12 protein-coding genes are annotated in these 15,498 nt (G+C 61.9%); 2 read left to right on the top strand and 10 right to left on the bottom strand.

Annotated features, from left to right (window positions below):
• The 3 genes from AC1DX5_RS22280 to AC1DX5_RS22270 all read right to left on the bottom strand — a co-directional run.
• A partial coding sequence (locus AC1DX5_RS22280) for a helix-turn-helix domain-containing protein (RefSeq protein ID WP_478017423.1) occupies positions 1 to 133 on the bottom strand: 133 nt, incomplete at its 3' end.
• A 312-nt stretch (positions 134 to 445) separates the two neighbouring features.
• Positions 446 to 1,492, bottom strand: coding sequence for a 4-hydroxy-2-oxovalerate aldolase (gene dmpG, locus AC1DX5_RS22275; protein WP_478017421.1), 1,047 nt, complete (start codon positions 1,490 to 1,492; stop codon positions 446 to 448).
• Positions 1,492 to 2,412 carry an acetaldehyde dehydrogenase (acetylating) gene (locus tag AC1DX5_RS22270; RefSeq protein WP_478017420.1) on the bottom strand — a complete coding sequence of 307 codons (921 nt, stop codon included), beginning with the start codon at positions 2,410 to 2,412 and terminating at the stop codon, positions 1,492 to 1,494. The genes dmpG and AC1DX5_RS22270 overlap by 1 nt, the downstream gene beginning before the upstream one ends.
• Before the next feature lie 264 nt (positions 2,413 to 2,676).
• Here AC1DX5_RS22270 and AC1DX5_RS22265 point away from each other — a divergent pair, with 264 nt between their 5' ends.
• Positions 2,677 to 3,246 carry a MarR family winged helix-turn-helix transcriptional regulator gene (locus AC1DX5_RS22265; RefSeq protein ID WP_478017419.1) on the top strand — a complete coding sequence of 190 codons (570 nt, stop codon included), beginning with the start codon at positions 2,677 to 2,679 and terminating at the stop codon, positions 3,244 to 3,246.
• Positions 3,247 to 3,543: 297 nt separating this feature from the next.
• On the opposite strand, the gene AC1DX5_RS22260 is transcribed toward AC1DX5_RS22265, so the two are convergent.
• From AC1DX5_RS22260 to AC1DX5_RS22245, 4 genes are all read right to left on the bottom strand, one after another.
• The gene (locus tag AC1DX5_RS22260; RefSeq protein ID WP_478017418.1) at positions 3,544 to 4,608 is read right to left on the bottom strand and encodes a DUF2332 domain-containing protein; all 1,065 of its coding nucleotides are present in this window, start codon (positions 4,606 to 4,608) and stop codon (positions 3,544 to 3,546) included.
• 200 nt (positions 4,609 to 4,808) lie between these two features.
• Positions 4,809 to 7,355 carry a TonB-dependent receptor gene (locus AC1DX5_RS22255; protein WP_478017417.1) on the bottom strand — a complete coding sequence of 849 codons (2,547 nt, stop codon included), beginning with the start codon at positions 7,353 to 7,355 and terminating at the stop codon, positions 4,809 to 4,811.
• A 644-nt stretch (positions 7,356 to 7,999) separates the two neighbouring features.
• Positions 8,000 to 8,695: a type 1 glutamine amidotransferase domain-containing protein gene (locus tag AC1DX5_RS22250; protein WP_478017416.1), complete on the bottom strand. Its 696-nt coding sequence runs from the start codon at positions 8,693 to 8,695 to the stop codon at positions 8,000 to 8,002.
• Positions 8,696 to 8,774: 79 nt separating this feature from the next.
• Positions 8,775 to 9,776 (bottom strand): NAD(P)-dependent oxidoreductase, encoded by a 1,002-nt coding sequence (locus AC1DX5_RS22245; protein ID WP_478017415.1) that lies wholly within the window; start codon positions 9,774 to 9,776, stop codon positions 8,775 to 8,777.
• A 554-nt stretch (positions 9,777 to 10,330) separates the two neighbouring features.
• Here AC1DX5_RS22245 and AC1DX5_RS22240 point away from each other — a divergent pair.
• Positions 10,331 to 11,248: an AraC family transcriptional regulator gene (locus tag AC1DX5_RS22240; RefSeq protein WP_478017414.1), complete on the top strand. Its 918-nt coding sequence runs from the start codon at positions 10,331 to 10,333 to the stop codon at positions 11,246 to 11,248.
• A 300-nt stretch (positions 11,249 to 11,548) separates the two neighbouring features.
• Here the strand turns inward: AC1DX5_RS22240 and AC1DX5_RS22235 are convergent, their stop codons facing one another.
• The 3 genes from AC1DX5_RS22235 to metK are packed head-to-tail and all read right to left on the bottom strand — an operon-like array spanning position 11,549 to position 15,405.
• Positions 11,549 to 12,685: a cobalamin-independent methionine synthase II family protein gene (locus AC1DX5_RS22235; RefSeq protein WP_478017413.1), complete on the bottom strand. Its 1,137-nt coding sequence runs from the start codon at positions 12,683 to 12,685 to the stop codon at positions 11,549 to 11,551.
• Between the two features lie 56 nt (positions 12,686 to 12,741).
• Positions 12,742 to 14,163, bottom strand: a complete 1,422-nt coding sequence (ahcY, locus tag AC1DX5_RS22230; RefSeq protein ID WP_478017422.1) for an adenosylhomocysteinase — start codon at positions 14,161 to 14,163, stop codon at positions 12,742 to 12,744.
• A 12-nt stretch (positions 14,164 to 14,175) separates the two neighbouring features.
• Positions 14,176 to 15,405: a methionine adenosyltransferase gene (gene metK, locus AC1DX5_RS22225; RefSeq protein WP_478017412.1), complete on the bottom strand. Its 1,230-nt coding sequence runs from the start codon at positions 15,403 to 15,405 to the stop codon at positions 14,176 to 14,178.
• Positions 15,406 to 15,498: the final 93 nt, after the last annotated feature.

The raw sequence follows: 15,498 nt of genomic DNA, 5'->3' as shown, positions 1-15,498 counted from the left end.
CCGGATAGCCAAGGTCCTGCGATATCTCCGACAGGGTGCGCGGCTCGCGACCCTTTTCGAAATAGCGGAAGATCGACAAGACACGTTGCGCCGACTTGACGCTCGCTGCGCCCTCGCTCGATTCAGGAACCATCATGGTCCTCATTGTAAGGATTGCGCCGCATTTGCGAAGGCCAATCTCGATCCCTTGTTCAGCCGCCGCCCTGCCCGCCACTCACTCCCCGGCCCGCCGGCGCCCCGTTCGCCTTCACGCAAACACCCCGGCACACCCACGCTCACCACACCCCGACAACGGGCAGAACTCCCCAAAAACGCCGGCGCGTCCGGCACGTGCAAATGCCAGGCTCTTCGAAACCGGCGAGCAGTCGCCCTGCCCGCTGCGTCACCGGCGGCGATACCGCCTCCCGGGTGGAGGCGGCGCGACCGCCGGCGCGGTCGCAAATGCTCAGGCGGGGATAAGTCCCCGCTCCTTGGCCATTGTGAGCGCAGTGTCTTCAATCATGTCTTCCTGGCCGCCGATCATCTTCTTGCGCGCCAGTTCCACGAGGAGATCGCGCGCAGGAATGCCATATTTCCGTTGCGCATCCTTCGCCGCGTAGAGAAACGTCGAGTAGACGCCGGCATATCCCAGGGTCAGCGAGTCCCGATCCGCACGGGGCGGCTTTGGCATCATCGGAAGAACGCGATCCTCAGCCACATCCATCAATTTGAACGTGTCGACACCCGTCTCGATACCCATCCGCTCGGATACGGCCGCGAACAGCTCGAGCGGCGTATTGCCCGCCCCTGCCCCCAGGCCTGCGGCAGAGCCATCGATGCGGCTTGCTCCGGCTGCAACCGCGGCGATCGAATTCGCAACGCCCATGCCGAGATTGTGATGGCCGTGAAAGCCAATCTCGGTTTCCGGATGAAGCGCCGCCCGCAACGCCGAAACCCGGTCAGTCACCTCTTCGGGCAGCATGTACCCGGCACTGTCGACACAATAAATCGTCGTCGCGCCATAGCTCTCCATCAGAAGGCCTTGCGCAACGAAATTCTCGACCGGGGTCATATGGGCCATGATCAGGAATCCGACCGTGTCCATGCCGAGCTTGCGACCCAGCCCGATATGCTGCTCCGTCATATCGGCCTCTGTGCAATGCGAGGCGACGTGCACGCATCCCGCACCGCAGTCGGCCGCCATGCGCAGTTCGTCGAGCGTCCCGATGCCGGGAACATGTAAAACCGATACCACAGCGCGCTTCATCCGCGAGACGACAGCTGTGATATACTCCCTGTCGCTGTGCAGGCTGCGGCCAAATTGAAGCGACGATCCGCCAAGGCCATCGCCGTGGGTGACCTGGATCAACGGCACGCCGGCTTCGTCCAGGCCGGTTGCGATATCGATCATCTGATCGAGGGTGATCTGGTGGCGCATCGAGTGCATGCCGTCGCGCAGGCACATATCGTGCATTTTGACCTTGCGGCCCTGAATTTGAGATGCGGCGATCATTAAACGGCCCCCTCGAGGATTGGCATTAGCTTGAGACTTCCATCAAGGATTTCGCGCGCGAGCATTTCGGCGGTCCGCGCCGCGGCGGCTGTCATGATATCGAGATTGCCGGCATATTTGGGCAGGAAGTCTCCCAGCCCCTCGACCTCGAGAAAGATGGTGACCTTGTTCCCGTCGAAAATCGGACCGTTCTTGAGACGATAGCCAGGCACATAGCCCTGCACATCCGCGATCATGCTGTGAACCGAGCGCGTGATGGCCTCGCGATCCGGCGTTTCTGCCGTTTCGCAATAGACGGTGTCGCGCATGATCAGCGGAGGCTCGGCCGGATTCACAACCGACATCGCCTTGCCCTTTTTGACGCCGCCGATGCGGACAATGGCGTCCGACGTGGTCCGGGTGAATTCATCGACATTCTTGCGCGTACCCGGGCCAATCGATTTGGACGCGATGGTCGCCACAATCTCGGCATAGTCGACTGGCTGGACGCGGCTGACCGCGCGGACCATCGGGATGGTTGCCTGTCCGGCGCATGTCACCATGTTGACGTTCATCACCTTTTCAGCGGACAGTTCGGCCAGATTGACCGACGGCACGCAGAAAGGGCCGATTGCAGCTGGCGTGAGGTCGATCATCATCACGCCCAGCTCATTGAGCTTGCGATTATTCTCCGCATGCACATAGGCCGAGGTCGCATCGAAGGCGATCTGCACACCATCGGCCACGACATGAGGCACCAGGCCGTCGACGCCTTCCGACGTGGTCTTCAGGCCGAGTTCCTTTGCGCGCGCGAGACCTTCGGACGTCGGATCGACGCCGACCATCCACACGGGCTCCAGAACCTCCGAGCGAAGCAGCTTGTAGAGCAGATCGGTCCCGATATTTCCGGGGCCAATGATGGCGCATTTTACTCGATACATGTGCTTGCCTCACAATCTCGACGGCCAGACCGTCTCTTTCACCTGCAGCCTAGACAGTTCACAGGGAAACTCAACAGTTTTCCTGCTAATAAACATTCCGGAAAACCCGTTTCGACAACGTGTCCCCGGCATTTTCCGTCAGGCCCAGGCACAGACTCCCGCTCCGTCCTGCCCGTCCGTCCGGTCGAACCTGCGCTCCTGCAGCCGGGCACAGGAAGGCCTGTCAACTTGCGCGACACGCGCTGATCGAGCGCATCGCCCGAGATGTTCCCCCGCAACATCCAGCCCGCGGATGAGCGCCTTCGATCGGGCACCTCTTCCCCCGATCTCCCCGCTCTTGCGGAAGGGCTTGCAAGCCAACCGGTTGCATTTCATACGCGGCAGATGCGCGCATCTGCTGACACGTCCATTTCTCCCGACACCGCGGTTGCCGAACTTTCCTTCGCGATCGATCAACTCCTGCGGCGCCTGCGCGCCGGTTCAAATCCCGACGAGCTTACCTGGCCTCAGACCGCCGCCTTGTCGGAACTCGAGAAGGGAGGCGCGATGACGACGGCCGATCTGGCGCGCGCCAAGTCGATCAAGCCGCAGTCGATGAGCGCCACGCTGGCGGAACTTGAGCGAGAAGGGTTGGTCGCGCGTCGTCCGCATCCTACAGACGGGCGCCAGATATTGTACGACCTGACAGCAGATGGCCTCGAGGCTCGACGAAAGCGCACTGCTCTCAAACGAAAATGGTTGCTCGACGCGGTCGCCAAACTTGATCCCGAGGAAAAACGGACGCTTATGGCCGCGGTGGCCGTGATCAAACGTCTTGGCGACAGCAATAGCTGACTCGCCGGGCGTGACCAAAGCCCTTTGCCCACCTGCCCTGCCGGCGGCCAGCGAACCGGCCTCACGCGGCCAGGCATGCGGCGCCGGGAATCGATCTGCAATCATCCTCCTGGATTGACCAGGAACGGCCGGCATTCCCCCGGCGCCGTGCGGCCCTGCCCTTCCCGTCCGCCGGGCTGCCATGACCGGGCCGGCGCAGAGCGAGGGACAGTAACGACCTCTGGATCTGGGTACATGCACCATCGGCGGAATCCTGATCACCCTGTCAGTCAGCACCGGGCTGAGCGAAGCTTCCTGCTATGCGGCAGCGCGGCTATTTTCTCCCCACCACTCGACCCTGGTTTTGTTGGTAATGCCGAGCAGCGTGGTGTCGCTCGCACCATCACGATAGATCGTATGCGTGATTTCGTTCCGCGCGGTATCGCTGTTCCACTCTATCCCGACACGGTGAATGGTGCGGCCTTTACCGAGCTCCCTCAGCTTTGCCGAGAAAGCTTCCTGCGCTGCTTGCGGCCACTGGTAGAGACACCGGGAATGATAGACGCAGACATGACCGTCGATCTGATCGAGCGCGCCAGGCAGCGTTACGATCGCATCGCCCGAGACCGCCTTCAACGGGACGCTGGCGCGATAGTCGAGCGCTGCGCGCAGGACATTGAAGTCCTCGACACGGTCGGGGATCGTGCATCCCAGGATCCAGTTGCGCGCGCCGGCGTCGGTCGCATCCACAAGATTCAGATCCAGTCCGATGCGATCTTTGATTTTCGGAAACTCGGTCGGAACGCTTGCTGCGTCGCCCACGAATTCAAAGGATGAAACCACGACCTTCGCCTCGTCGTCTCCCACTTCCCGGCCGTTCGGGAACTGATAGCGGTAGTGATCGAATTCCAGCAGCAGCCCGGCGCTGCAACCGACATCGATGATCGAGAAGGGCTCGCCGATGACGCTGGAGACATGGTCGAGTGCCAGGAACACCTGGGCCGCCCGCCCGACAGAGGTCGTTTGCAGCGTATGCGTTCTGAGGATCTCCCCCAATTCCTCACGATGCTCCTTGCAAAAGGCGATGAAGGAAGGGCCGACGTCCGCCGTCGGCCGCGGATCGGAGGTGATGGTGGGAAAATAGGCGGCAAGCTCGTGATCGGGTGATCGCAGCAGCATGAAATGAACCGCTGCAAGAAGCATCCATCCGCTGAATTGACCCGGCTGCGCCTCGAGCGAAAGCGAGAACAAGCCATCGTCACGGGCAATGACCCGGTAGATTTCGGCGGCCAGCGGCAAACCGGCTTTCTCCATGCCGTCACCCCATTCCAGAAAATCCTCACGTGAACGCATTTCAATGAGGGTCAGGTTTGGCTCGGCCATGTTCGTTCCTTATCGATTGTCAAAACATCAAGAGCAGCACGGGCTTGGTTCTTACTCAGGTCAGTCTGGCCTTTTCAGGCAGGTACGGCGCGACACCGTCTCATGCCTGTTGACCAGCGCGAGCACCTGGTGCGATCTGATCGCTGTCGCCCGTCCATGGTGCGGTCTTCGATCACAACGACCGAAGACCGCCTCATGAGCTACCATTTGAACCGCAACTGGACCGCGACACTTCTCGGCTGCTCCTTCTGGCCCAGGGCATTGCTTTGTCCGTAGGTGACGATGATCACCTTGTCGGTGAGATTCCTGCCGATGATATCAAGGGCCCAGCGACGGTCGGACGATTCGAAGGTCAGCTTCCCGTTCCAGCGGACCGACGAGGGGATGATGAAGTTGGGGTCATCTGTGCCAACGCTGTTATAATAGGACGACGTGAAAATGGGATTCAGGTCGGCCGTAAAATGGAGCTTGTCCGCCAGGTTCGCGGTGAATTCTGCGCCAATGGACCCGCTCCATTTGGCCGCGAAATCCAGCGGCTGCCCGCTCAGATCCTGGAAAGACTTCCCGTTTTGCTTCTGGAGATAGTTGGGCGGGGCGTTCGTGAACGTCCCGTAATGGCCATCGAGATAGGTGACATCCGCAGTAAGCCGGAGATGATCAGTGATAGCCCATTGAGACGACAGTTCCACGCCCTGCGATATGGACGATCCGGCATTCACAACGGTCGTAACATTGCCCGATGTCAGAATGACGGTGCCGCTCACCTGCAGCTGCGAATATTCCGCGCGGAAAACGGCCAGGTTGAACACCAGCCTGTTGTCGAACAGCTTGGTTTTCAGTCCGGCTTCATAGCTGTTTACGGTTTCCGGTCCAAAGGTGGGGATGATCTTGGTAGTGCCGCTCGTCAGTGGCGCCGGGACGAACGCGTTGAAGCCACCGGCAAGCCAGCCATGAGAAAATGTGGCATAGAACATTGTCGCAGGATTGAACTGATACTGCAGACCCGCAGAACCCATCACACCATGATCAGTTCGACTATAGGGATAATATCCGGGTGCGCCGCTCGAAGCGACCGCCTTCTGCAGATCGAGCGCATACGGGATCGGGTCCCCGTAAAGCGTGGGATGGTAGCCATAGGCGATGAACCCGACATAGTCCTTGCTGTCAATTGTCCCGCGGATACCGAGATTTAACTTCAGTTTACTCGTCGCGTTCCACGTCACCGTGGCAAATGCGGATTCAATATTCTCACGCTGCGTGAACTGAAGCTGCTGACCATAAGGCAGGCCGGCGGCCTGGAGCTGTGCAATGGTCGCCGGCGAAAATCCGAGGAACCCCTGCAGCGCCTGATTCATCTGGAAGCGACCATTGCTGCCGAAATCGGCGCTCAGGACGCTCCTTTGATAATAGGCGCCGGCCATGAATTCGATCGGCCGGCCGACGGGCGATGCGACCCTGAGTTCCTGGCTGAACTGGGAATAATGCTCGGTCCCGTACTGGGTCGCCAGCCCGCCCGCCGCATCCACGGGGTTGATCCCGGGATAAGGAAGGTTCGTTTTGGCGTTGATCGCATAATATTGCAGATCGTAGACGGATGCGGAGTTGTCGGCCTGTCTGGCCTGGGAATATTCCGAATAGGCCGTGATCGACGTGAAGTTCAGTCCGCCTGTGTCATAGTTCAGGGTGAGCTGTTCGGTATCGGTCTTCAACTTGGCGAACTGGCCGGGTTGTGCGGCATCGAGATTGTTATTGAAGCCGATCGGCTGGTCTGGCGTCGCCAGATAGGCCGGGCAGTATCTGTTCAGGCCCGCGGTGAAGAGACCCGGCTCGTTCGGCGGCGGGCAGTTCGCGACCTGGTAAGGCAGGTTGGTGGCGCTGTTGGTAATCGAGTTGTTGCTGCCCTCGATTTTCAGCGTGGCCTCGAAATTGGCGGCCGGCTTCCAGACCGCCGTCACCCTTCCAGCCACGTTTCTCACATGAGGGGCCAGCTCGCCGGTATTGACGTTGGTGATCCAGCCCCTCTGACCGTTAAGGTTTCCGGCGATGCGGATGCCGAACGTATCACTGAGCGGACCGCCGACCGCACCTTCGAGCGCATAGGCGCCATAGGACCCGTAGAGCGCCCGGGCATAGCCTTCGAAGTGGCTGCCCGGCCTTTTCGTTACCAGGCTCAGGGCGCCGGCAATGGCGTCGTTACCGAAATAGGTGGTTTGCGGGCCTTTCAGAACCTCGATGCGATCCATGTCCAGGAACGTGCTCTGGATCATGGGGCCCCGGCCGAAATAGACGCCGTCCTCGAACGACGCGACGGCCTGTTCGAACGCCGGATTCGAGTTCCCCGACGAGATGCCCCGCAGATTGATCGAATTGCCTGTGGCACCGGTGTTGACGATGCGCAGCCCGGGCACAAGCTGGCCGATATCTTCCACGCTTGCGACGTTGCGGGTTTGCAGCGCCTGCCCCTGGACCACGGCGACGGATACGGGCACCTTTTGCAGTGACTCCGAGCGCTTCTGCGCGGTCACGATGATGTCCGGTATCGTGCTGTCGGCAATAACGCCCTGGGCGGCCTGATCAGCGGTCACCGTGCCCGCAGAAGCGCGCTCCTGTGCGATGGCCGGCACAGCGCTGAACAGCGCCATTCCCGCGGTCAGAAAACTCGTCGCCTGGGCAATTGCCGATGATGATGAACGCATCCTGCAAGCGGCGATGTGACCGCGACGTGATGCCTGCTCCTGGCCTTTCATAGGAACCCTCCCCTTTTCCAATGGTCGCCCATCATTTGACCGCATCCTTCAGCGCAGTGCGTGCGCTTGGAACGGCGTGGGCTTGACAGGCTGGATAACCACGGGTGCCCGGCAAGGCAAGATATTTTTCACGGATATCAATTATATCTTTTATGTATGTGAAAAGCTTGCTGGAAAACAACCTCTGCTTATGCGCTAACACTTTCTGTTTTCACGTAATAACGTGCGTATCAGCTGGTGCTGGAAGCGTCCGGACCGAGCGATGATACACCCCCGTGGCTGGCGCGAACTCGGCGCGGCGCCGGCATGGTGAGGCCCGCAAGGAATCGCTTTGGCCGCAAAAGCGGGAAGAGGCCGGCCCCGGAAACCGGGTGCTTTTCCGTCGACTCAGCGCCCGGGCAGGGGCCGCCCCTGTGCCGGACAGGGCAATTGCGCGGCTCGGGCTGGCGGCAGACGATGAGAGGTGGGAAGGCCGGTTTCAGGCGCTGCTCGTGACGCACCGCAACATAGTGTCCGGACCCGCGTCAGAATGTCGTTGCCGGCCACGCGTTCAGCGGTCGGCGGGCAGGATGGCGCCTCGCCGGGGCCGGGCGATCCGCGCTTGCCCGACCGGCTCCGAACGAAGCCGGCCGGGTGATTGGCGGTCAGCCGAGCGCTTCGACGACCGCGTCCGCCAGCAATGCCGTCGAGGCAGGATTCTGGCCGGTCAGCAGATTGCCATCCCGGACGATATAGGCCCCCCAGTTGGGACCCTTCTCGTATACGGCGCCGTGTTTGCGCAATGTGTCCGCGAGAAGCCAGGGGGCGTTGGCGGCGGTGCCGAACTCGACCTCTTCCTCATCGCTGAAGGATGTCATCTTGCGGCCGGCAAACGGCCATTCGCCGCCATCGCCCCTGGCCGCGAGCAATGCCGCCTGGCCATGGCAGACAGGCGCGATGATCCTGGAAGCGCGATCCGCCTGAACCAGCACGCGGCCCATGTCCGGGTCCTTGTACAGATCCTCTACCGGACCATGGCCGCCGGGTATCGCAATGGCGTCATAGGACGCTCCATCGACATCCCCCAGAATGAGCGGCTTTTCGATACGGTCCGCGTTGCCGGCAAGATAACGGCTGAAATGATCGACATGCTCCTGGCCGACCACCGCCGGGTCCATGCTGCGCGCGTCGATCGTCGGGGCGACGCCGGCCGGGGTCGCGATATCGACCTGGAATCCGGCCTTGACGAACGTCTCGTCCATCACGACGAACTCCTCCGCCCACACGCCGCTCTCATAGGCCGAGCCATCGGCACGGGTCCATGTGTCCGCGGCCGAAAGGACAATAAGGACTTTTGGCATCTGCTTTCTCCTTGTTCGAACGCCTCGTCCGGCCGGATCGACGACGATAATGTGCCGCATGACCGGGAGAGCATCGTGACTATCGTCTCCCGGCGCCTGTCGATGTTGCCCGAACCTCGACCTTCTTTGCCCGATCCTCCCGAATCCAATCCTGCGCCGGATGTGAGGCCGGGCGTTGGTGCGCGCTCAGTCTCCAGCACGAGCCCCCCCCGTCGCACCTCGCGGCCCAGTAAGCGGGCATGTACGCGCAATCCCTGCCGCCGAGCCCGGCCCGGCTCGCTTCGTCGAATGCCGACAATGTCTGTGACGCGACGGGGAGCGACCTTCCGTGCGCCCGCGCCTCGTCCTGCATTATCCGCAGATCCTTGCGCATCGCATCTATGTCGAACGTCGCGGGGACATTCGGGTCACCGCCCAGGGTCGCCGCGAGATCGTTCCCCTTCACCTTGAGAACGTTGGCGCCGCCTGCGGTCTCGGCGAATAGCTGGATCAGCCACGCCGGATCCTTCCCGAGATCGCCTGCAAGCGCCATCGCCTCGCCCAGGCTTTGCCAGAAGACCAGGAGAGGAAGGTTGATGGCCAGCTTGGCGCGCGCGCCGCTACCGACCGGCCCCATATGCTCGACCCGGCGACACAGTTTCTCGAGCACCGGCCTTGCGCGCACGACATCGATATCAGTTCCTCCCGCCAGGCCGAGCAATTGACCCGAGCGTGCCGGGCCGGTCGTCCCGCCGACCGGACATTCCACGAAGAAGCCGCCGGCGTCCGCGACTGCCTTCGCGATCGCTTGCTGGGATTTCGGGGGGACCGTGCTCATTTCGATGAAGAGCCTGCCATCCGCGCCCTCGAGCAGACCATCGCTGCCGCAATAGACGTCTTCCTGCGCGGCCTCGTCGAACAGGGAGGTGATGATGACCTCGGCGCCTCGCGCGAGTGCCGCCGGGCTGTCCGCGATCGGCAATCCGGTCTCCCGCGCCTTTGCCGGCGACCGGTTCCAGACGGTCAGATCCTCACCGGTGTCGCACAAGCGTGCCGCGATGGCCGAACCCATTTTGCCGATGCCGGCGATACCAATGCGCATGTCTGATCCCTAAAACTTCTCGGCGACGTCCCGCGCGGCCTGGCCACTTGTCATGCCTTTGGTCGTCGGCGCTGCTGTCCTCGCCCTATTGCCGATCACCACGGGGCGGCGTTGCCGGATTCTCGGCCATTCTTGCCTGTTTCCACACCGGCGCGACGTGCCGGACGCCATGCCCTCCCCGCGCGATGGCTCTCGCAAAGCCGGGGCAACTGCCCGCCTTTCCGCCGCGCGCCAGGCCGGACGCTCGCCATATGGCGCCGCCACCCTTCGGGGCGACGCTCCGTCTGCTTCCGCTGAATGCCGATGGCCACGAACGAAACGATGACGTTGCGGGGATCGCCCTGGAGAGGCCGGGCCGGGGCATAGGCGTCACCTGGCTCCTGATGCGGGTTATCGCGGCCGAGAACGCGCAAGGGTGGTGTTCGACGTCGGAGGCGACGCCGCTCAGGCGAAAACCGGCTGCAGGCAGACCGTTGCCTGGTCCCCCGAAGGGCGCGAAACTTCCGGCCGGGCCTTCCGGGGAATTGCCTGTTCCTCCAGCGATGGTTGTCCGCATGACAATCAGCATCTACGTTCCCGTCATGGCTCCGACCTTGCTCGACACCGTTCGCCGCTATGCGGAAGCCAATGCCGAGGATGGCATTGCGAGGACGCCCATCCCGGGGTTGACGGTCATTCGGGAGACGGCCCGGACGGCCCTGCAATATGCGATCTCCAGGCCGCTCGTGGCCCTGGTCCTCCAGGGCAGCAAGCGGGTGATGACGGGAAGCAGCACCTTCGACTTCGGCGCGGGAGAATCCCTGCTGATTTCCGCGGATGTCCCGACTATCAGCCAGGTCACGCGCGCGGATATCCGCCTCCCCTATTTTTCGCTGGTCTTCGAACTCGACCCCGCCGTGATCGAGGGTCTTGTCGTCGATATGGGCCCCGTCCCGTTCGAGGCCGGCATGCCGGTCAGCGTCGACCCGACCGAAGCGGAGGTTGCCGATGCCGCCTTGCGCCTTCTGCGCCTCCTCGACCGGCCGGCGTCGGTGCCGATCCTGCAGGATCAACTCATTCGCGAATTGCATTTCTGGCTGCTGTCCGGCCGTCACGGCGGCGCGATCCGGAGTCTCGGCATCGCGGAGAGCCATGCGCAGCGCGTGGCGCAGGCGGTAGCACTCATTCGCTCCGACTATGCCAGGCCCCTCAGGGTGGACCAGTTGGCGAAAGCTGCAGGCATGAGCGCGTCATCGTTCCACAAGCATTTCCGGGCCGCCACCTCGCTGACGCCTCTTCAATTCCAGAAGCAGTTCAGGTTGATCGAGGCGCGCCGGATGATGCTCGCCAATGGCCTGATGATCAGCAACGCCGCATATGCCGTCGGGTATGAAAGCGTCCCTCAATTCACGAGGGACTATGGTCGGCTTTTCGGGCGCCCACCGGCGCAGGACATCAAGGCCGCCAGAACGCGAATGCAGTCTGCGGCCTGACGCGGAAGACAGGCTGCCTGGTGGGTCGGCAGCTGGCCGGTCAGGAGCACAGGCATAAGGTCCGCCAGGTCAGGTCAGACTCATATGTCAGGTCGACTCGCCTAAGGACTCCCCCCGCTGAATTCTCGCAGCACGGTCGAGGCGATGGTGCAAGGCAACCCGATCGAATTGCCTTGTCGAGCCTCAAGGTCCGCCTCAGGCATGGCGGGGCACGCAAGTACCAGCTCGATATGTGGCGATGATGCCACGGATTGCAGGCCCGGGACTGCCGCACACAATGGAGCAGTCCCGGGCGTTTTCTCACCACAATTTCTTACTGGCGATAGCGGCACCTTCCACGAGTGCCGCCAGTTTCAACCAGGCGATGTCGGGAAACACCGTCGGCAGGCCACTGAAGGTCGAAAATCCACAATCCGATCCGGCCGCCAGCCGTTCGCGACCGACCACGTCGGCATAGCGCAGGAGCCGTTCTGCGATCAGTTCGGGGTGATCGACATAATTGGAGGTGGAATCAATAACCCCGGGGACCAGGATCTTGTCCTCGGGGAGCGGGATTTCCTTGAAGACCGCCCATTCATGACCATGCCTTGGATTGGCACCTTCCATGAGGATCATGCGCGGCTTGACGCTCAGGATCCGGGAAGCAATTTTTGAGAACGCGATGTCATAATTGTGGGGCGCCGCATAATTGCCCCAGCATAAGTGCATGCGCATACGGTCTGCAGGAATATTGCGCGTCGCATGGTTCAGCGCGGCAACGTTCCGATCCACAACGCCCAGAAAAGCATCGTCGTCGAGACTGGAATAGATGAGATGTCGACTCATCGCCAGGTCGGGCGAGTCTATCTGCAGATCGAAGCCGGCAGCAATGATCGCCTCATATTCCGGCCTCAGCGCTTCGGCGACCGCTTCGATATAAGCGTCCTCCGTGGGATAGAATTCATTGGCCTGGAAGACGGCGACCACGCCTGGCGAGGCTGCATTGATAAAGGCGCCCTGCGGCTTGCTCAGTTCGACTGCGGCACGCAGATTGGCGATGTCGATATCGACGTCCACGCTGTCCTTTGGTGCCACGGGCCCCTGGCAACATGCCCCACCGCCCCGGGGTATGACGCCGCCGATCTTCACCAGGTGGCGTCCGAAATCCGGAAGTGCGCGCAGATCGGCTGCGACAGCGCCCTTCCACTCCCCGGTAAATCCCGTGAGGCGATCCGAAACATAGGTCGCGTAGCTTGGTTTACTGAATTCGCCGTCGCTTACGAGATCGATGCCAGTCGCCACCTGCCTGGCAACGACTGCCTTCACACTCTCGGCAAGATCGGCTGCGAACGCCGCCTGGTCGATCGGTTCACCGGCTGCCTTGGCCTGCATGGTCGCGAGCAGCGTAGCCGGCCGCGGCAAGCTGCCGACATGGGTCGTAAGGATCCTGTTTTCCATTTGTTTTCAGCGCGCGAGCGCCCCTCCGATGTGAATCAACGCAGTCAGATACTCAGTCAGTAGCGGTAGTGATCCGGCTTGAACGGCCCCTCGACCGGCACGCCGATATAGTCGGCCTGCTTCGGGGTCAGCTTCGACAGGTGAACGCCGAGCTTCTCGAGGTGCAGCGCGGCGACCTTCTCGTCGAGATGCTTGGGCAGGACGTACACGTCGTTCTTGTAGTTCTCGCCCTTGGTGAAGAGCTCGATCTGCGCCAGCGTCTGGTTGGTGAAGCTCGCCGACATCACGAACGACGGGTGGCCGGTCGCGCAGCCCAGATTCACCAGACGACCCTTGGCCAGCACGATGATCTGCTTGCCGTCGGGGAACTCGACCAGGTCGGTGCCCGGCTTCACTTCGGTCCACTTGTAGTTGGACAGCGCGGCGATCTGGATCTCGCTGTCGAAATGGCCGATGTTGCAGACGATCGCCATCGGCTTCATCGCGCGCATATGGTCGGCGGTGATCACGTCGGCATTGCCGGTCGCGGTGCAGAAGATGTCGGCGCGGGTCACCGCTTCCTCCATCGTCACCACCTCGAAACCTTCCATCGCCGCCTGCAGCGCGCAGATCGGATCGACTTCAGTCACCATCACGCGCGCGCCGCCATTGCGGAGCGACTGGGCCGAGCCCTTGCCGACGTCACCGAAGCCGGCGACGCAGGCGACCTTGCCGGCGAGCATCACGTCGGTGGCGCGACGGATCGCGTCGACCAGCGATTCCTTGCAGCCGTAAAGATTGTCGAACTTCGACTTGGTCACGCTGTCGTTGACGTTGATCGCCGGGAAGGGCAGCTCGCCCTTCTTGGCGATCTCGTACAGGCGGTGCACGCCGGTGGTGGTCTCTTCCGACACGCCCTTCAAATTCTTGACCGTCTTGGTCAAATAGCCCGGCTTCTTCGCGATGAACGCTTTCAGCGCGCGCTGGAACTCGACTTCCTCGTCATTCTCCGGCTCGCCCAGCGTGTGGCCGGCCTCGAGCTTGGCGCCCCACAGCGCAAACATCGTCGCGTCGCCGCCGTCGTCGAGGATGATGTTGGCGGTCTGGCCGCTGCCGTCGACGTCCCAGTCGAAGATCGAGCCGACATAGTCCCAGTAATCGGCCAGGCTCTCGCCCTTCACCGCGAACACCGGCACGCCCGAGGCGGCGATGGCGGCTGCGGCATGGTCCTGGGTGGAGAAGATGTTGCAGGTCGCCCAGCGGACATCGGCGCCGAGCGCGGTCAGCGTCTCGATCAGCACTGCGGTCTGGATGGTCATGTGGAGCGAACCGGTGATGCGCGCGCCCTTGAGCGGTTGCGACGCGCCGAATTCGCCGCGGAGCGACATCAGGCCGGGCATCTCGGTCTCGGCGATGTTGATTTCCTTGCGGCCGAAATCGGCGAGGCCGATGTCTGCAATGACATAGTCTTGAGCGCGGTCGGCGAGTGCGGTGGCCATCATTTTAGTCCTTCAACGCAGGGAAATGGAGAATGCCGCCTTCAGCCTGTCGACGAGGTCGGTCTTTTCCCAGGGGAAGAAGTCGCCTTCCGGCGTTCGGCCGAAATGGCCATAGGCGGCGGTCTTCTTGTAGATCGGCTTGTTGAGACCGAGATGGGTGCGGATCCCTTTGGGGGTGAGGCGCACCAGGGTCGGCAGCACCGTTTCGATCTCCGCTTCGGACACGACGCCGGTCCCATGCGTGTCGACATAAAGCGACAGCGGCTCGGCGATGCCGATCGCGTAGCTGAGCTGGATTGTGCAGCGCCTGGCGAGGCCAGCGGCGACGATATTCTTCGCCATGTAGCGCGCGATATAAGCCGCCGAGCGGTCGACCTTGGTCGGATCCTTGCCGGAAAAGGCGCCGCCGCCATGCGGCGCGGCGCCGCCATAGGTGTCGACGATGATCTTGCGGCCGGTGACGCCGGCGTCGCCGTCCGGGCCGCCAATCTCGAACGCGCCGGTCGGGTTGATGTAAATGTCCGTCGTCTCGCTGACAAAGCCTTCCGGCAGCGTCGCTTTCAGGACGCCCGAGACGTAGCTGCGCAACTGCTCGTAAAGCGCCGGATCGGCATTGTCGCCCTGCACGCAGTAGCCGGGCTTATGCTGGGTTGAGACGACGACAGCGGTGGCGCGCACCGGCACCTCATTCTCATATTCCAGCGTGACCTGGCTCTTGGCATCGGGCTCCAGGAAAGGCGCCGCGCCGGAATGGCGGTCAGCCGCCATCGTCTCCAGTATCTTGTGGCTGTAATAAAGAGTGGCAGGCATCAGGTCAGGCGTTTCGTCCGACGCATAGCCGAACATGATGCCCTGATCGCCGGCGCCCTCATCCTTGTTGGAGCCTTCGTCCACGCCCATGGCAATCTCTGCCGACTGGCCGTGGAGATTGTTGTAGAATTTGAACTCGCTCCAGTGGAAGCCGGACTGTTCGTAGCCGATTTCCCTGACGGTCTGGCGCACCGCGGCCTCGATCTCCGCCAGCGCGCCATCGGCCCAGGCGCCGTGCTCGTACACGCCCTTGCAGCGAATTTCGCCGGCCAGAACGACCAGATTGGTGGTGGTCAGCGTTTCGCAGGCGATCCGCGCGAAGGGATCCTTGGCGAGGAAAAAGTCGACGACCGTGTCGCTGATCTGGTCGGCAACCTTGTCGGGATGACCTTCCGATACGGATTCCGACGTGAAGAGAAAATTGGTGCGCATAGCGATCCTCCCATCCTCATATAAGGAAATCTTTATATGGATAATTCTTTATATGTGCATTTTTTTTGTGTCAATGTGAATAAATGGAGCGGC

Source organism: Sphingomonas sp. P2_B6 (assembly GCF_056404755.1).
This window is presented reverse-complemented; position numbering and strand designations above follow the sequence as displayed.